This is a genomic window from Minwuia sp. (assembly GCF_048007105.1).
In the GTDB taxonomy this organism is placed as follows: Bacteria; Pseudomonadota; Alphaproteobacteria; order Minwuiales; family Minwuiaceae; genus Minwuia.
In genome coordinates this window covers 3,409,346-3,426,476 of the sequence record NZ_CP180352.1, presented here as the reverse complement: position 1 = coordinate 3,426,476, position 17,131 = coordinate 3,409,346, and the positions used below count along the sequence as shown (strand labels likewise).

The 17,131-nt window shown below is 65.8% G+C and carries 17 protein-coding genes and 1 pseudogene; 14 read left to right on the top strand and 4 right to left on the bottom strand.

Annotation, left to right across the window (positions count from 1 at the left end; translation table 11 throughout):
- The first annotated feature begins 182 nt into the window (after positions 1-182).
- The 9 genes from ACMVY4_RS16580 (at position 183) to ACMVY4_RS16540 (ending at position 10,487) form a co-directional block, all read left to right on the top strand.
- Positions 183-848 (top strand): hypothetical protein, encoded by a 666-nt coding sequence (locus tag ACMVY4_RS16580; protein ID WP_416897099.1) that lies wholly within the window; start codon positions 183-185, stop codon positions 846-848.
- A 216-nt stretch (positions 849-1,064) separates the two neighbouring features.
- Positions 1,065-1,256 (top strand): hypothetical protein, encoded by a 192-nt coding sequence (locus tag ACMVY4_RS16575; RefSeq protein WP_416897098.1) that lies wholly within the window; start codon positions 1,065-1,067, stop codon positions 1,254-1,256.
- Positions 1,257-1,273: 17 nt separating this feature from the next.
- Positions 1,274-2,041, top strand: coding sequence for a hypothetical protein (locus ACMVY4_RS16570; protein ID WP_416897097.1), 768 nt, complete (start codon positions 1,274-1,276; stop codon positions 2,039-2,041).
- Positions 2,042-2,097: 56 nt separating this feature from the next.
- Positions 2,098-3,015, top strand: coding sequence for a LysR family transcriptional regulator (locus ACMVY4_RS16565; RefSeq protein WP_416897096.1), 918 nt, complete (start codon positions 2,098-2,100; stop codon positions 3,013-3,015).
- Between the two features lie 49 nt (positions 3,016-3,064).
- Positions 3,065-3,898, top strand: a complete 834-nt coding sequence (locus ACMVY4_RS16560) for a putative hydro-lyase (RefSeq protein ID WP_416897095.1) — start codon at positions 3,065-3,067, stop codon at positions 3,896-3,898.
- A 2-nt stretch (positions 3,899-3,900) separates the two neighbouring features.
- Positions 3,901-4,938 (top strand): TRAP transporter substrate-binding protein, encoded by a 1,038-nt coding sequence (locus tag ACMVY4_RS16555; RefSeq protein ID WP_416897094.1) that lies wholly within the window; start codon positions 3,901-3,903, stop codon positions 4,936-4,938.
- Positions 4,939-5,024: 86 nt separating this feature from the next.
- Positions 5,025-5,585, top strand: coding sequence for a TRAP transporter small permease subunit (locus ACMVY4_RS16550; RefSeq protein ID WP_416897093.1), 561 nt, complete (start codon positions 5,025-5,027; stop codon positions 5,583-5,585).
- On the top strand, positions 5,585-6,868 hold the full coding sequence (locus ACMVY4_RS16545; protein WP_416897092.1) for a TRAP transporter large permease: 1,284 nt from the start codon (positions 5,585-5,587) through the stop codon (positions 6,866-6,868). Before ACMVY4_RS16550 ends, ACMVY4_RS16545 begins: the two co-directional genes overlap by 1 nt.
- A 25-nt stretch (positions 6,869-6,893) precedes the next feature.
- The gene (locus ACMVY4_RS16540) at positions 6,894-10,487 is read left to right on the top strand and encodes a hydantoinase B/oxoprolinase family protein (protein ID WP_416897091.1); all 3,594 of its coding nucleotides are present in this window, start codon (positions 6,894-6,896) and stop codon (positions 10,485-10,487) included.
- 1 nt (position 10,488) lies between these two features.
- Here the strand turns inward: ACMVY4_RS16540 and ACMVY4_RS16535 are convergent, their stop codons facing one another.
- Genes ACMVY4_RS16535 through ACMVY4_RS16520 form a run of 4 tightly spaced genes read right to left on the bottom strand, consistent with a single transcriptional unit; the run spans position 10,489 to position 13,205 of the window.
- Positions 10,489-11,700, bottom strand: a complete 1,212-nt coding sequence (locus tag ACMVY4_RS16535) for a TonB family protein (protein WP_416897090.1) — start codon at positions 11,698-11,700, stop codon at positions 10,489-10,491.
- A gap of 23 nt (positions 11,701-11,723) precedes the next feature.
- Positions 11,724-12,125, bottom strand: coding sequence for an ExbD/TolR family protein (locus ACMVY4_RS16530; protein ID WP_416897089.1), 402 nt, complete (start codon positions 12,123-12,125; stop codon positions 11,724-11,726).
- Entirely contained in the window at positions 12,122-12,550 is a 429-nt protein-coding gene (locus ACMVY4_RS16525; protein ID WP_416897088.1) for an ExbD/TolR family protein, read from the bottom strand. The genes ACMVY4_RS16530 and ACMVY4_RS16525 overlap by 4 nt, the downstream gene beginning before the upstream one ends.
- Complete coding sequence (locus tag ACMVY4_RS16520) at positions 12,504-13,205, bottom strand: MotA/TolQ/ExbB proton channel family protein (RefSeq protein WP_416900334.1); 702 nt, start codon at positions 13,203-13,205, stop codon at positions 12,504-12,506. The genes ACMVY4_RS16525 and ACMVY4_RS16520 overlap by 47 nt, the downstream gene beginning before the upstream one ends.
- Positions 13,206-13,480: 275 nt before the next feature.
- Between ACMVY4_RS16520 and ACMVY4_RS16515 the strand changes: the two genes are divergently transcribed.
- From ACMVY4_RS16515 to ACMVY4_RS16495, 5 genes and pseudogenes are all read left to right on the top strand, one after another.
- Positions 13,481-13,789 (top strand): antibiotic biosynthesis monooxygenase family protein, encoded by a 309-nt coding sequence (locus ACMVY4_RS16515; protein WP_416897087.1) that lies wholly within the window; start codon positions 13,481-13,483, stop codon positions 13,787-13,789.
- 4 nt (positions 13,790-13,793) lie between these two features.
- Positions 13,794-13,973 (top strand): hemin uptake protein HemP, encoded by a 180-nt coding sequence (hemP, locus tag ACMVY4_RS16510; protein ID WP_416897086.1) that lies wholly within the window; start codon positions 13,794-13,796, stop codon positions 13,971-13,973.
- Between the two features lie 179 nt (positions 13,974-14,152).
- The gene (locus ACMVY4_RS16505) at positions 14,153-16,225 is read left to right on the top strand and encodes a TonB-dependent receptor domain-containing protein (protein WP_416897085.1); all 2,073 of its coding nucleotides are present in this window, start codon (positions 14,153-14,155) and stop codon (positions 16,223-16,225) included.
- On the top strand, positions 16,131-16,670 hold the full coding sequence (locus ACMVY4_RS16500) for an ABC transporter substrate-binding protein (RefSeq protein WP_416897084.1): 540 nt from the start codon (positions 16,131-16,133) through the stop codon (positions 16,668-16,670). The genes ACMVY4_RS16505 and ACMVY4_RS16500 overlap by 95 nt, the downstream gene beginning before the upstream one ends.
- Positions 16,645-16,959 (top strand): annotated as a pseudogene (locus ACMVY4_RS16495) (ABC transporter substrate-binding protein); the annotation flags it as partial. The gene ACMVY4_RS16500 and the pseudogene ACMVY4_RS16495, both read left to right, overlap by 26 nt.
- Positions 16,960-17,131: the final 172 nt, after the last annotated feature.

Genomic DNA, 17,131 nt, shown 5'->3' with positions numbered 1-17,131 from the left:
AGCGCAGACAGCGTCGCCGGTGTTGCGGAAGCGCGGGGTGGAGCAACTGTCCGTTCGATGGTGCCGGAGACCAAGAGCCGGAGTGCGTCTCCCTGACGGCAGTTGTGTGGCCGGCGCCTGCGCGTCATATCTGGGTTGTTGGAGGGGAGGGAGCCGCAATGGCGCTGCGAAGCGATGCCGTCATGGTGCTGTTCTACGATATCGACGGCGACCACGCAGATCACGACGACTGGCACAGCAACGAGCATTTTGCCGAACGGCTCGGGGTTCCGGGCTTCATTCGGGCCACCCGATGGGTCGCGACCCGCGCCGCCACTCGGTATCTGGTGACCTACGAGGTTGCCGATGTCGATGTTGCGACCTCGGCCGGCTATCTCGAACGGCTGAACCAGCCTTCGCCCTGGACCAGCCGGATGATGCCGCGGTTCCGCGGCATGACGCGCGGCTTCTGCAACGTCCTGCGAAGCGAAGGTTTCGGGCTGGGCGCCGCCGCCGCAGTGCTTCGCTTCACGCCGGGAGAGGGGTCCGAGGCAGATCTGACCGACTGGATCGGAACCGATATCCTGCCGGCCCTTGCCGAGCGGAGGGAGGTGGCGGGGGCACATCTGCTCCGGCCCGCCCCGCCGCCGCCCATGACCCGGGAACAGTCGCTGCGCGGGGCGGACAACCCGATGTCCTGGCTGGTGCTGGCGACCGCCTGTGATGCTGCTGCCCTCGAAAAGGCCGTCGACGAACTGCTCGATAACGCAGCGTTCCGGCAGCACGGCGCCGCCCAGGTAATGACGCCGGGATTCTACGGGCTGCATCAAACGGCGACGGCGGAGGAGGTGCGGGCAGTACGGGTCTGAGTGATCTGCGAGATCAGGCACGGCGTAATGCATCGCGAAGGCACAAGCGTTGAAACCGTTGTCTGCCGGCTTCGAACCCTGCATCGCCATATGCGCGGTCCACAGGATCACTTTGGGGTCGGATACTGGTATGATGCAGGTCATCCAGACAGAGATTCGTGCGGTGCCTCGGCGCCGGTCATGTCGACAATCGGCAGGCACACAGGAGCTTTTCGAATGCCGAAATACAACACCAGGTTCGAACTGAACGTTGACGATGTGGATCTGATCGAGACGGCGCTGCGCTCCATGCAGTCGAAGGCCGGGGACGATTCCGCGGAGACGCAGAAGATCAGGGCGTTGCTGGGCCGTCTGCACAACCAGAAGATCTTCTACCGGCCCGCGCGGGGCGTTTACGTCAGCGGCTGAGGCTGGCGGCCGCGCCGGTGGCGATCGACCGGCAAGCCGGCATGCGCGATCATCGATTGCCGTTGCAGACCGTCTTCTGCCGGATTGCCGGCAATTTCGTGACCAGACGCGGCCTGTCATGCGCTGCGGCTGCGGCCGCCATTGCGGTCGCCCTGGTCCAGTTCGCTTCAGATCGGGCCGTGGCGGCTCCCGATGTACCGCTTGCGGCCGAAGACGGTGGCCCGCGCCGGCTCGAAGTCCTGCCGGATATATCAAGCCTCAGGATCCGTGCCGAGCGTAGCACCGCCAGCCGGATCGTCGGTTCCTATCGGGGCGGCCAGATTCTCTGGAACCTCGGCTGTGTCCTCGAGGCCGGGCGTGGCTGGTGCGATGTTCAGGCGCTGAAGGGCGGTATTCGGGGGTATGTCGCCGCCGACTACATTCGTCCCGCCAAAGGGCCGGATGGCGCCGTGCCCACCGGAACAGATGATTCAGCTCTTCGGGCCGGACAGGGCGATTTCGACGCTACCGGCACGATCCCGTGTGCGGTGTCCTTGGGGCAGCCTACGGTCCCCTGCGAATTTGGTGTGGCTCGAGGTTCAGGAGGCGATGCGATGGTCGTCGTCTCGCGGCCGGACGGCCGGAAACGGGCACTCTTCTTCGCACATGGCCATGCCCTGAGCGCCGACACGACGGAAGCGGAGGGCCCGAAGCCGTTCGGCGCACGCAAGGAGGCCGATCTGCAATTCATTTCCGTCGGGAACGAACGATACGAAATTCCGGATGCCGTGATCCTCGGAGGCTGACGGCAGGCGATCCTGTGCCAGACTTGCCCGCACCGATCTGAGAAACGGCTCCGCCAATGCGCTTCACTCTCGACCAGATACAGACCTTCCTCACGGTCGCCCGCACGGCGAACATGCGGCAGGCGTCGGAGGAACTGCATCTGACGCAGCCGGCCGTCACGGCGCGCATCCGCAATCTGGAGCAGGTCCTGGGCGTCGAACTCTTCGATCGGAGCGCCGGCATGGCGTTGACCAAGGGCGGCGTCGCGCTGGTCAACTACGCCGAACAGTATCTGAAGCTGAACGATCTCATCCTGCGGGACGTGGCGCAGAGCGACAGCGTCGAGATGCTGTTCCGCATCGGTGTGTCCGAGACGATCGTCCAGGCCTGGCTGCCGGAATTCATCGCCAGCCTGCGCGAGACCTTTCCGCGGCTCAGGGTCGAGATCGATGTCGACATCTCCAGAAACCTCCGGGACCGTCTGATCGGCGGCGCCATCGACTTCGCCCTGCTGATGGGGCCGGTCTCCGAGTTCAGCGTCGAGAACGTTGCGCTGCCCTCCTTCGAGATCGCCTGGTTCCGCCCGCCCGGCGGTGACTGGCCCGAGGACTCGACCGACATCTTCCGGCGTTGGCCCGTCATCACATTCGCCCGGGGGACAAGGCCGTTCCGTCTGCTGAAGGAGACGCTGCTGGAGCGGTACGGTCCGGAGGCGATGCTGTTTCCGTCTTCCTCGCTGTCAGCCTGCTTCCGTCTGGTCGCGGCCGGTATGGGCGTCGGTGCGCTGCCTCTGGCGCTGGCCGGACCGTATCTGGAGAGTGGTGAGATCGACCGGTTCGATCCCGGCTGGCATCCGGCGCCCCTCGATTTCACGGCGTCCTACAAGGCCGTTCCGTCCGGCACGCTCGGTGCGCGGGCCGCCGCCATCGCGCTCGAAACGGCCATGTCTTTTGATAAAAATTCCTTATTGAAGCCGATGCAATATTACGATTAGATTTTAGTGTCGCGCCGTCGTTAACGTTCCTCCACACGAGGGGAACAGCATGGCTGTGGCACTGACACATGATGATCTGAAGGCCTGCGATGTCGCCGGCGTCCGGCGGGCGATCCGCTCCGGCAGCTACACGGGCCACACGGCGGGGCTGGTGCCCGGCCGGCTTCAGGCCAATCTCGCAATCCTGTCCGCTGACCTCGCCGGACCGTTCCGCGAATTCTGCGAACTCAATCCGAAGCCGTGCCCGCTGGTCGGCGTGACTGCGCCGGGCGATCCGGCCTGGTCCGCGCTCGGCGACATCGACATCCGCAGCGATGTGCCAGCGTACTACATCTACGAGAACGGCGAACGGACCGGCGAGGTCACGGATATCGCGGCGCTCTGGCGTGAGGATCTGGTGGCATTCGCCCTGGGCTGTTCGTTCACCTTCGAGAACGCGCTGATCGAGGCGGGCATTCCGATGCACCACATCGACGCCGACCGCACCGTTCCGATGTACCGGACGTCCATCGAGACGCACAGCGCCGGTCCGTTCGGCGGCGGCACCGTGGTCTCCATGCGCTATGTCGATCCCGGCCGGGTGGATGAAGCGGTGGAGATCTCGGCCGCATATCCGTGGGCCCATGGCGACCCGATCCATGTCGGCGATCCCGGGGCCATCGGGATCCGCGATATCGAACGGCCGGACTGGGGCGATCCGCCCTGCGGTCCGGCAGGCGTGCCTGTATTCTGGGCCTGCGGCGTGACCCCCCAGAATGCGTTGACCGTGGCGCGTCCGGACTTCTGCATCACGCACAAGCCCGGCTGCATGCTGATCACCGATATCGGCGAGCGCGAAAACGCGTTCGTCGACCAACCTCCGGCTCATGAACAGGGAGACTGAAAATGTTGAAGCTGGCATCCATGGCCGTCGCGCTGACCATCGGCGCGACCGCTGCACTGGCCGACGGGCCCGTCGTCGTGAAAGGCGTCGGGACCTGGGGCAATCTGAACAATTACAAGAAGCACGAAGGCCCGTTCTGGAACGAACACATCGCCAAGGCCTCGAACGGCCAGATCATCGGTGAGATCAAGCCGCAGACCGAACTGGGTCTGAAGGGCTTCGAGATCATGCGTCTGGTCAAGAACGGCGTCTTCGACTTCGCCTTCGGCCTGCCGGGCTATGTCGCCGCCGAGAATGCGGTGTTCGAGGGCGCCGACCTGTCGTCGGTCACCCAGGACATCGAGACCCAGCGCAAGGTTTCCGACGCCTATTTCCCGATCCTGGAGAAGGCCTTCGCGGACATCTACAACGCCAAGCTGATGATGCTCTATCCGTTCCCGAGCCAGATGCTGTGGTGCAACGCCGAGGTCAACAGCATCAAGGACCTAGAGGGCAAGAAGATCCGCGTCTACGCCACGTCGCTCGGCGATTTCGTCGAAGGCGTCGGCGGCACCTCGGTGACCGTACCCTTCGCTGAAGTCATCCCCGCGCTGGAAAAGGGCGTCGTCGACTGCGGCATCACCGGTACCGCGCCGGCCTATAACGCCAAGTGGCATCAGGTCGCGACGCACGCCTTCACCATGCGCGTCGGCTGGGGCCTGGCCTTCGGCGCCATGAACATGGACAAGTGGAACTCGCTCAGCGCCGATCAGCAGAAGATGCTGCAGGCCGAGATCGACAAGCTGACCGACCAGATGTGGACGGAAACGGCGACCGAAGACGAGACCGCAATCTCCTGCATCACCGGCGGCGAGTGCGCCTGGGGCGAGCCCGGCAGCATGAAGCTGGTGGTGCCTTCCGAGGCCGATCTGGCCGCGCGCGACAAGATCGCCACCGATGTGGTCCTGAGGCGCTGGGCCGAGCGTTGCGGCGACGAATGCGCCGCCAACTGGAACGAGACTGTCGGCCCGATTCTGGGTCTGACGGCTTCCGCCAACTGATCCGAGCCGCGAATTCGGGGGCAGGGTACCGTCCTGCCCCCGGTTAGCCGATATTCTTCAAGGGCATTTCTTTGGGGACGTTCGTCATGCTGAGCATCATCGCCAAGGCGCATCATGTCTCGCGCGTACTCGCCTGGATCGGCGGGGCCCTGATCCTCGGTTCGGCGCTTCTGGTCACCGTCGAGGTTCTGATCCGCAAGTTCCTGGGCACATCCCTCGCCGGCGCGGACGAGATTTCCGGCTACGCCTTCGGCATCGCAACAACGCTGGGACTCGCCTTTGCCCTGTTCGAGCGCGCGCATATCCGCGTGGACGCCCTGTTCATTCTTCTGCCCGGTTTCCTGCGGGCCATCCTCAACCTCCTGGGTCTGGCGCTGCTGGTCGGGTTCGCGGCAATCATCACCGTGATGGCCTGGCAGATGGTCGGCGATACGCTGAAGCACGGATCGCATTCGATCACCCCGATGCGCACGCCGCTGGCGCTGCCTCAGATCCCATGGCTCGCCGGATGGGTGCTTTTCGTCGTGGCCGGCCTGTTGCTGTTTTTCGGTGCGCTGCTCGCGACGCTGCGCGGTGACACCGCTTCGGCTGACAGGCTGATCGGCGTGAAGACGCTCGACGAGCAGATCGACGACGAGAGGGCCTGATGCTCACCAAAACCCTTCTCATCCTGCTCGGCCTGATTGCGCTGGCCGTCCCCGTCGCCGCGGCTCTGGGCTGGCTCGGCCTGACCATCCAGTATCTCGACAGCCCGATGCCGCTGCACCGCGCGCTCGGCGACATGGTCTGGCAGACCGGCACGGACTTCCTGCTGGTCGCCATTCCGATGTTCATCCTGTTGGGAGAGATCCTGCTACGCTCGGGCATTGCCGGCCGCATGTATGACGGCATCATGAAGTGGCTGGGCTGGCTGCCCGGCGGCCTGATGCACGCGAATACGGGGTCCTGCGCGCTCTTCGCGGCCACCTCCGGCTCCTCCGTGGCGACGGCGGCGACAATCGGTACCGTCGCCATCCCGCAGATCGAGAAGCGCGGCTACAACGAACCCCTGTTCCTCGGCACCATCGCCGCCGGCGGCACGCTGGGCATCCTCATTCCGCCCTCGATCAATCTGATCCTCTACGGCCTGCTGACCGACACCTCCGTGCCGGAGCTTTATCTCGCCGGATTCCTGCCGGGCTTTCTGCTGGCGGCGCTGTTCATGGCCACGGTGGTCGCCTTCTGCATCGTCCGTCCGCGCTGGGGCGGCGAGAAGATCACCGTCACCTGGTCTGAGCGGATCCGGGCGCTGCCGTCGCTTCTGCCGCCCGTCGGCATCTTCGTCGTCGTCGTCGGCTCGATCTATGCCGGCGTGGCCACGCCGACGGAGGCCGCAGCGCTCGGCGTGGTCGCCGCGCTGATCCTGGCTGCCGCCAACCGCACGCTGACGCTGTCGATGCTGCGCGCGGCCGTCGAAGGCACCATGCGGACGACGTCGATGATCATGCTGATCATCCTGGCGGCGGTGTTTCTGAACTTCGTGCTGTCCATCGTCGGGCTGACACAGGCGCTGGCGGATTTCGTCACCGGCCTTGGCCTGACGCCGATGCAGACCATGCTGATGCTGATCGCGGTGCTCGTCGTCATCGGCTGCTTCATGGAAACGCTGTCCATGCTGCTGACGACGGCGCCGCTGATCGCGCCGATCGTCGTGCAACTCGGTTTCGATCCTGTCTGGTTCGGCATCCTGCTGATGGTGATCCTGGAAACCGCGCTCATCACGCCGCCCATCGGCATCAATCTCTACGTGGTGCAGGGCGTCCGCGAACGCGGGGCGTTGACCGACGTCATGAAGGGGGCGGCGCCGTTCGTGGTGACCATGTTCGCCATGATCGCGCTGCTGCTGATCTTCCCCGAGATCGCGCTCTGGCTGCCCGATCTCTTCTACTGATTTCTCTGCGAAAGACGTTCCGACCATGACCAAATGGCAATTCTGGGTCGACCGCGGCGGCACCTTCACCGATCTGGTCGGCCGCCGGCCCGACGGCTCGCTGGTGACCCACAAGCTGCTCTCGGAGAATCCCGAACAGTACCGGGACGCGGCCGTCCAGGGCGTGCGCGACCTGCTGGGCCTGAAGCGGGGCGAGGCGATCCCGTCGCACACCGTCGAAGCGGTGAAGATGGGCACGACGGTGGCCACCAATGCGCTGCTGGAGCGCAAGGGCGACCGCACGCTGCTGCTGATCACCAGGGGTCTCGGCGACCTGCTGAGGATCGGCTATCAGACCCGGCCGACGCTCTTCGATCTGCATGTGGTCCTGCCCGAACTCCTCTACGAACGCGCGGTCGAGGTCGAGGAGCGGCTGGATGCCGAAGGCAATGTGATCACGCCCCTGGACGAGGAATCCGTCCGCGGCGACCTCCGGGCCGCAAAGGCCGACGGCATCGACTCGGTCGCCATTGCCTTCATGCACGGCTATCTGAACCCGGATCACGAGGCGCGGGTCGCGGCCATCGCGCTGGAAGAGGGATTCGGCCAGATCTCGGTCTCCAACCAGGTCTCGCCGCTGATGAAGCTCGTCTCGCGCGGCGACACGACGGTGGTCGATGCCTATCTGAGCCCCATCCTGCGGCGCTACGTCAATCAGGTGGCCGCCGAACTGGGCGGCCACAACCACACCCGGCTGATGTTCATGCAGTCCAATGGCGGGCTGACGGACGCGCGGCTGTTCCAGGGGAAGGACGCCATCCTGTCCGGTCCCGCCGGCGGCGTCGTGGGCATGGTCAAGACCGCCGAACTGGCCGGGCACGACCGCCTGATCGGATTCGACATGGGCGGCACCTCGACGGATGTCTGCCATTTCGCCGGCGATTTCGAGCGATCCTTCGAGACCGAGGTGGCCGGCGTCCGCATGCGTGCGCCGATGATGAACATCCACACGGTCGCCGCCGGCGGTGGCTCGATCCTGCATTTCCGGGACGGCCGGTTCCAGGTGGGGCCGGACAGCGCCGGCGCGGATCCCGGGCCGGCCTGTTACCGGCGCGGCGGCCCGCTGACTGTCACCGACTGCAATGTCCTTCTGGGCAAGCTGCAGCCGGATCATTTCCCGGCGGTGTTCGGCCCCAACGCCGACGAGAAGCTGGATGCGGATATCGTGCGGCGGAAATTCGAGGCAATGGCTAAGGAGATCGCCGACGCGACGGGCGAGCCGCTGCGCAGCCCGGAGAATGTCGCAGAGGGCTTCCTGCGCATCGCCGTCGAGAACATGGCCAACGCGATCAAGAAGATCAGCGTACAGCGCGGCTACGACGTCACGAAATACACGCTGCAGTGCTTCGGCGGGGCCGGGGGGCAGCATGCCTGTCTCGTCGCCGATGCACTCGGCATGGAAACCGTGTTCGTGCATCCGCTGGCGGGCGTTCTCAGCGCCTACGGGATGGGGCTCGCCGAGATCCGCGCCCTGCGCGAGCGGCAGTTCGAGCGGCCGTTGAGCGATCTTGATGAGGCCGCCCAGGTTCTCGATGCGATGGCTGATGAGGCCGGTGACGAGGTCACCTCACAGGGCGCCGATCCGGCGCAGGTCACCGCCATACGGCGGGCGCATCTGCGTTACGCCGGGTCCTACCAGTCGCTGGAGGTCGAGTTCGGGACCGAACAGGAACTCAGAGACCGCTTCGACGCGGCCCACAGGGCGCGCTACGGCTTCGCCGCCGACGACCGGGAACTGATCTTCGAGGCGCTGTCGGTCGAGGCCATCGGCGGCGCCGCGGAAATTGCCGATACGAGGGACGCGCTTTCCGAAGGCGCGCCCGACGCGCTGGCGACGGTGGACGTCTCGTTCGGAGACGCCGCGGCGGTGCCGCTCTACGACCGCGACGCGATGCGGCCGGGGCAGCATGTGGACGGCCCGGCCATCATCCGCGAGGCCACCGGCACGAACGTCATCGAGGCGGGCTGGCGCGCGGAAATGAATGCCTGGGGGCATCTGATCCTCACACGTGCGGTGCCCGTCGCCCGTGAATCCGCCATCGGCACCGAGGTCGATCCGGTGATGCTGGAGGTTTTCAACAACCTGTTCATGTCGATCGCCGAACAGATGGGGGCAACCCTGGCCAACACGGCCTATTCGGTGAACATCAAGGAGCGCTACGACTTTTCCTGCGCGCTGTTCGATCCCGAGGGCGGGCTGGTCGCCAACGCCCCCCACGTGCCCGTCCATCTCGGCTCGATGTCGGAATCGATCCGGACCGTCATCCGCATGAACCCTGGCATGCGCCCCGGCGACGTGTTCACCCTCAACGATCCCTACAATGGCGGGACGCATCTGCCCGACGTCACGGTGATCACGCCCGTCTTCGATGAAGCCGGCGAGCGGGCGCTGTTCTATGTCGCCTCGCGCGGGCACCACGCCGACATCGGCGGCAAGACGCCGGGGTCCGCGCCGCCGGATTCGCGGCGGATCGAGGAAGAGGGCGTCCTGATCGACAACTTCCTGATGGTCGACCGCGGCGTCTTCCGTGAGGCAGAGACCCGCGCTCTGCTGGCCTCGGGCGACTGGCCGTGCCGGAACATCGACAGCAACATCGCCGATCTGAAGGCCCAGGTCGCCGCCAACGCCACCGGCGTCCGGGAAGTGCAGAAGATGATCCGGCAGTTCGGGCTGGATACCGTGCACGCCTACATGGGGCACGTTCAGGACAATGCGGCCGAGTCCGTGCGCCGCGTGCTCGATGCGCTGACCGACGGCAGCTACGACTACGAACTCGACAACGGGCGCTTCATCCGGGTGAAGGTCACCGTCGATCACGACAGGCGCGAGGCGACCATCGATTTCAGCGGTACCGCAGACAAGGACCCGCTGAACTACAATGCGCCGCTCGCCGTCTGCAAGGCGGTGGTGCTCTACGTCTTCCGTTCGCTCGTGGCGGCGCCGATCCCCATGAACGAAGGGTGCTTCCGGCCCCTGAAGATCGTGACGCGCGAGGGCAGCATGATGCACGCGCAGTACCCGTCGGCGGTCATCGCCGGAAACACCGAGGTCAGCCAGATGGCCTGCAACGCCCTGATGGGCGCGCTTGGAGCGATGGCCGGCAGCCAGGCGACGATGAACAACTTTGTCTGGGGCAATGACCGCATCCAGAACTACGAGACGATCTGCGGCGGTTCGGGGGCCGGACCCGATTTTGATGGCTGCTCGGCAATCCAGACCCACATGACGAACACCCGTGGCACCGACCCGGAGGTACTCGAGTTCCGGTTTCCGGTCCGGCTGGAAGATTATGCGATCCGGCGCGGCTCCGGCGGGCGCGGGCGGCACGGCGGCGGCGACGGCATCATCCGCCGGATGCGGTTTCTGGAGACGATGACGATCACGACGCTCTGCTCGCACAGGCGGGTGCCGCCCTTCGGCGTCGACGGGGGCGAGCCGGGGGAGGTGGGCCGCGAGTGGATCGAGCGGGCCGACGGGACCCGGACCGAGCATGGCGGCAACGACCAGAACGAGATCCTGCCGGGCGACGTCTTCGTCATGCACACGCCGTCGGGCGGCGGCTTCGGAAGGCCGGCCTGAGCTACCTCATCGAGAAGACGATCGGAACCACCAGCTCCAGCCTGCTGCCGGGATAGAAATCCGGCATCTGCGGCAACGGCTGCGCCCGCTGGATCATTGCCTCGACCTCCTGATCGAGCAGGCGGTGGCCGGAGCTCTGTTCGATCCGGAAGTCGATAACCGTGCCGTCGCGCCGCATCACGAAGTAGAGTTGCGCCGTGCCTTCCTGGCGCCGCCGCTGGGCCATTCTCGGATACTTCTTGTGTCGTTCCAGCCAGAGCTGCAACTGAGCCAGAAAGTCCGCCCGCTGACCCGGAGATCCGCCGCCCTGCTGTTGACCGCTCTGGCTTCCGGCGCCGGAGTCGGAGCGGGGTCCGGACTTTCCCTGCGCACCCGGCAGCGCCGCCAGCCGTCCGTCGCCGCTCTCCGGTGCGGCAGCGGTCGTCTCGGGACCGGTTTCGGCTTCGACGCTCTTCGATTCGATGGCGTCGGCCGTGGATGTCGCGGCCTTCACCGGAAGGCTTTCCTTTGGTTCAGCCTGCCGCAGGCGCACCGTGTTCCTGACGGGACGATCGACAGGCGGTGCCGGAACAGGCGGACGCGGCGCGACCCTGGCGGTCTCTGTCGGCTCCTCTGCCAACGGCTTTGCCTCGGCTGTCTCTGCCTCGACGAGTCCGGTCCTTGCCACCGCCGCCGCTTCGACCTCCTGCGCCCCAATCGTTTCCGGCTCTACTGGCTGCACAGGCTTCGCCGCCGCTTCCGTCTGTCGGTCCGGCACCTGCGCCACCGTCACGGGTTGTTCGAACACCGGTTCGATCGACGGCTTGGGCGATTCGGGTTCCACGGCTGCCGCGATCTCGACGGGCTCCGACAAGATTTCTCTGGCCGGCTTCACCGAGGTGGTCTCGGCCGCCGGATCCGTCGCAGCAACCTCGGCAATCTCCGGCTTCGCGGGGGCGGCGGATTGAACCGGCGCGGCTTCAATGACTTCTGCAGGCGGCGGGTCGTTGCTGTCGCTGTCCGGGGGCATTTGTGACTCCGCGGCGGCGGGCCTCGCCACTTCGGCAATCTCCGGCGCCGAATCTCCGGCGGCACCCGCAGGCCTTCCCGCCGACGCGAGGCCGACCTGCAGGCCGCCGGCGCCGGTCGCGACTGTTCCGTGTTCCGGCGCCTGCCAGAGCCACGCGGCAGCGACGGCGAGGTGCAGCGCGACGGCAGCGGTGATGCCGGCCACCCAGCTTCTGCGCCGCAGCCTGATCATTCGGAAGCCGGAAGCGTCAGTAGATTGAGCCGCCTTACCCCGCTATCCCGCAGGAGCTCCATCAATTCCACCACCTCGACAGCATTGGCATCGCCATCCGCCTTGAGCCGAACCTGGCCAGCCGCGATCTCCTTCAAGGCATCCGGCAAAGCGCTTCTTTCGACGGGCCGTCCGTCGATGGCGATGCGTCCGTCGCGCGACAGCAGGATCATGACATCCTGTGCCTGCGGGTCGCTTTCCGTCTCTGATCTGGGCGGTGCGACCTCGAAGGGGTCGGTAATGGCAAGCTGGCCGGCCAGCATGAAGAAGATGAGCAGCAGGAAGACCACGTTGATCAGCGGCAGCACGCTGTCATCGCCGCTCCGGCGGGAGCGGGCAGTGTCGGCGAGCCGCCTCATCGACGCCCTCCAGCCCGGATCAGGGCCATGCCAGCGGCGCCGGCGGCGCCGAGACGGTCCAGAACCTCGACGGTGCGTTGGAGGGAGACATCCGGTGCGGGCCTGAGGATCACCGGCCGGCCGGGCTTGTCAGCCACCAGGACGCCGATTCGGTCGGCGAGCGTCTCGAGATCCATCGGTTCGCCGGCAAGCCGCAAGGCATCCCGCCGGATATCGACGAGAAGCGAACCCTCCAGTCTTGCGCCGCCGCCGGCCTCGACCGGCGGGCTGAGATCGATGGCCCGCCAGTCCAGAAAGGACGAGGCGAGCATGAAGAAGACGAGCAGGATGAAGACGACGTCGATCAGCGGGGTGAGGCTGATCAGCGCCCGCCGGCGGTCAGTCCGCGCCGACAGGGGCCGTGTCGCGGAAACCTCGGCCGGCATGGCGCTCCTCGGGTTCGTGCTGCATTGGCAGATCGCAGGTGAACAGGCGTGAAACCGCACTGTCGGTGTCGTGGGCAAACCGCTCGGTCCGGCGTTCCAGCCAGTTGAGCGCTGCGACGGTTGGAATGGCGACGGCCAGACCCGCGGCGGTGGTCAGCAGAGCTTCCCAGATGCCGCCCGACAGGATGGCCGGATTGACCTGATTGCCGGCGGCCTCCAGCTGCCGGAAGGCTTCGATCATGCCGAGCACGGTGCCGAACAGGCCCAGCAGCGGCGCCAGCGTTGCAATGACTTCCAGCGGCCGGAACCAGCTGCGCAGATCGTCGAGCGCATCGCCGCCCAGGCGCATGGCTTCCTCCCGGACATGGGCTTCGGGCAGCCCCTGGCGCAGTCCGCGCATTGCGCCGGTGACGATCCGGGCCAGCGGTCCACGGTCGCTGTCGATCAGATTCAGCGCCTCCACCGGGCGGCCATCGCGCCACAGCTGCAAGGCGCGTCGGGTGCGTTGGTGCTCTGAGAGGCGCAGGCCGCGCAACTGGATCAGCTTGGTGAGCACGATCGCGAGGGCGAGGACCGACATCGCGGCCAGAAGAGCCACGACCGGTCCGCCAGTCTGCATCAGTTCAAGCGCGGTGGCGATGCCATCGGCCGGCATCTGGTCGCTCGCAGCGGTCTGCGGCAGGGGCTCTGTCATTGCTCGGGTCCTGTCATTGAGGCGGGAACATGGGCTGGCTCTGCAAACCATGGCCGCTTGCATGAGTCTCGAAACTTATAATAAGAGTCATTATCATTATCAACAGCCGAGGCGTAAGGCGGACGCGGCGGTGCCGTCCGAGATGATATTGCAAATCAGTTGCAATAATATCTTCGAAGGACTAAGGAGGGGCCATCGGTGAGGGCGGCCCCGCCGCAAACAGAGGGAAGAGCCGAATGTACATTGCAATGAACCGTTTCCGGATCGTGCCGGGCCAGGAAGAGGCCTTCGAGCAGGTCTGGAAGGAACGCGACAGCAGGCTGGAAGAAGTCCCCGGCTTCGTGGAATTCCACCTGCTGAAAGGGCCGTCCGACGACGAGCACACGCTCTACGCATCGCACACCATCTGGAACAGCTATGCGGATTTCGAAGCCTGGACGAAGTCGGAAGCGTTCCGTCGCGCCCATGAAGGCGCCGGTGAGCGCCGCCAGCTTTATCTCGGCCATCCGAATTTCGAGGGCTTCGAGGTTGTCCAGCAGCTCTGATCCGATGTCCGATTTCGATGCTCGATCCTCCCGGCGCTCGATACCCGTCGCGGGTTCGGCGCTGGGGGAGGTCATCGACAGCATCGACCTGTTCGCGACAGGCAATGAAATACAGATACGGCACCGTGGCGAGACCTACCGCCTGCGGCTGACCGGGGCGAAGAAGCTCATTCTGGTGAAATGACAGTGGCTGGCGCGATGTGCGCCGGCAGCTAGACGAAGACAGACGATCCAAGCCCGCCACCCGCCTTCCCCGAAAGGCACAGGCAGCCAGCCAGGATCCATTCTCGACAGAGAGAGGGCGTGGGAATGGCAAAGGCTTTGGCGGCCGCGTTAGGCGCGGCGTTTCTGGGAATCTCGATCATGTCCGTCGCGGTGGCGCAGACATCCGAAGAGGGCGGTAACGGGGAGGCGGCAGCCGCCGGCCCGAAGAAGCTGGGACCGATTTCGGTGACCGCAACGCGAACGCCGATCGATGCGGCCGAGTATCCCGGCATGGTGACGGTCATCGAGAAGGAAGAGATCGAGCTACGGCAGGCGTCCTCGCCGGACGATCTGCTGAACTTCATCCCCAATGTCGAGTTCACCGGCGGCCCGCGGCGCACGGGCGAGACGCCGAGCATCCGCGGATTCTCGGGCAGCGATCTCGTGATCCTGATCGACGGCGCCCGTCAGAACATCAATGCGGCCCATGACGGCCGCTTCTTCGTCGATCCCTTCATCCTGCGCGAGGTCGAGGTGCTCAGGGGCCCCGCCTCGGCGCTCTACGGGTCAGGCGGCACCGGCGGCGTCATCGCGTTCCGTACGCTGAACGCCTCGGATGTCCTGGAAGCCGGCGAGACGAGCGGCGTTCATTTCGCCGCCGGCTATCAGACCGTGGACCGGGAGGAATCCCTGAGTCTGACCGGCTTCGCGCGGCCGGACGAGAAATGGGACCTGGTCGGCAATGTGAACTACCGCGATCCGGGATCGATCAAGCTGGGCGACGGCAGCGAACTGACACGGTCCGACGACGACATTCTCTCCGGCATGTTCAAGGCGGGCTATGATGTCGGCGGCGGCCACGAGCTGGAATTCTCGTTCATCACCTTCCGCAACAATGCGAAGGAGCCCAATGTCGGTCAGGGCGGGGCCGAGGACGACCTTGTCGACAAGAAGATCGTGGACGATACGGCGCGGCTGTCCTGGCGCTTCGATCAGCCGGGCAACGACCTCGTCGATCTGGACACGCAGGTCTATTTCTCCCGTTCCAACATCGACGAGACGCGTCTCGACAACAACGGCGCCGGTCCGCAGGGGCAGAACCTGGTCCGCAACGTCGCGACCGTCGGCTTCCGGGCCGACAACCGCTCCCGCGTGGGCTGGCTGGAGGGAGCGGAGACCACGCTGGTCTACGGCCTCGAAGGCTATCAGGACATCCAGAACGGCATTTCCGATGGCGGCGAACGGGACGGTGTGCCGGACTCGCAGAACCTGTTCGGCGGCGTCTTCGCGCAGGGTGAGATCCGGCTCAGCGAACCGCTGGGGGAGGGCAGCGGGGATTTCCTGCTGCTGCCCGGTTTGCGGTTCGACTACTTCTCCTCTGAGAGCGCCATCGCCTCGGCCATCACCGAAACCGCGGTCTCGCCCCGGTTCGGCGCGACCTGGTATCCGCTGCCATGGATGATGGTCTTCGGCAACTACGCGCACGCCTTCCGCGCGCCCAGCTTCGACGAGGCCTTTCTGGACGGTGTCCACTTCGAAATCCCGGTCGGCCTGGGGGTCACCAACCGCTTCATCGCCAATCCCGATCTGCGTTCGCAGCGGACCCGGACGATCGAGGCCGGCCTCGGTTTCGAGTTCGTCGACGTCCTGCAGCTTGATGACAGCCTGACCTTCAAGGCGACCCGCTTCCGGACCCGGGCGAAGGACTTCATCGATCTGGAAGTGATCCAGCCGACCCTGTTTGTGGACTGCAACCCGTTCATTCCGGGCAACTGCGACGGGACCACCCAGGCCGTGAACGTCCCCAACGCGGAGCTGGAGGGCAACGAGATCGAGGCCGTCTACAACAGCCGCGGGGCGCGGATCGCCTTCGGCTTCTCCAATCTCGACGGCGACGATCTGGATACCGGCGACAAGCTGGGCGTGCTGACACCGGCGCAGGTCACGGTGGATGCGGCGATCAAGTTCCCCGAACACGGCGTGATCGCCGGCGTGCGGACTCTGGCGGCCTTCGACTTCGACAAGGTCGACGATCCGAACGACGAACGCACCGGCTACGTGGTCAGCGATGTCTACATGGCCTGGCAGCACGAGGTCGCGAAGGGCGTCGGACTGCGTGTCGATCTCGGCGTCGACAATGTCACCGACCGCGCCTACTCGCGCGTCTTCAACAACGCCTTCGAGCCGGGCCGGAACTTCAAGGGCCGGATCGGCATCACGGCGCGCTGGTGAGCCGGCCGCCAGCAAGGGAAAGGTACAGCACATGAAGTCTCGTATCCTGATGGCCGGGCTGCTGGCTGTTATCGGCCTCGGCTGGCCGGTCGGCGCTTCGGCTGAGGGCAGCGGCCAACGCGTTGTCACCATCGGCGGGTCGATCACCGAGATCGTCTACCAGCTGAATGCCCAGGACCGGCTGGTCGGCGTCGACAGCACCAGCATGTTTCCGCCTCAGGCGCTTGAACTGCCGAATGTGGGCTATGTGCGGCAGCTGTCGGCGGAGCCGATACTGGCGCTGGCGCCGGACCTGATCCTGGCGGAAGCGGATGCCGGTCCGCCCGCCGCGGTCGATCATCTCAGGGCTGGCCGGAGTCGGCTTCGAACTGGTTCAGGACGAGCACAGCATCGACGGTGTCGCCGCCAAGATCGAACTGGTGGCTGCTGCGCTGGGTCTGGGTGAGAAGGGTGAGGCTCTCGCGCAGGCTACCCGGAAACGGTTCGACGCGGTCAGCCGCAAGGTCGCCATGACCTCGCACCGGCCCTCCGTGATGTTCGTCCTGTCCGCCGGCAAGGGCGCGCCTCTTGCTGCCGGGGAGGGCACTTCGGCCGGCGCCATTATTGAGATGGCCGGGGGCCGCAACGCCCTCTCGGGGTTCGAGTTGTTTCGCGCACTGACACCGGAGGCCGGCGTGGCCGCGCAACCCGACATCGTTCTGGTGACCGAACGGACGCTGAAACTGCTGGGCGGCAGGGAGGCCGTTGCGGCCCTGCCGGGCATCCAGGGCACGCCCGCTGGCCGCGAACGGCGCGATCGTGGCGATGGACGGTCTGCTGCTGCTCGGCTTCGGGCCGCGGCTGCCGGATGCGGTGGAGACATTGACGGCGTTGCTGCACCCGGGAAGCTGAACGAAGAGCATGGTG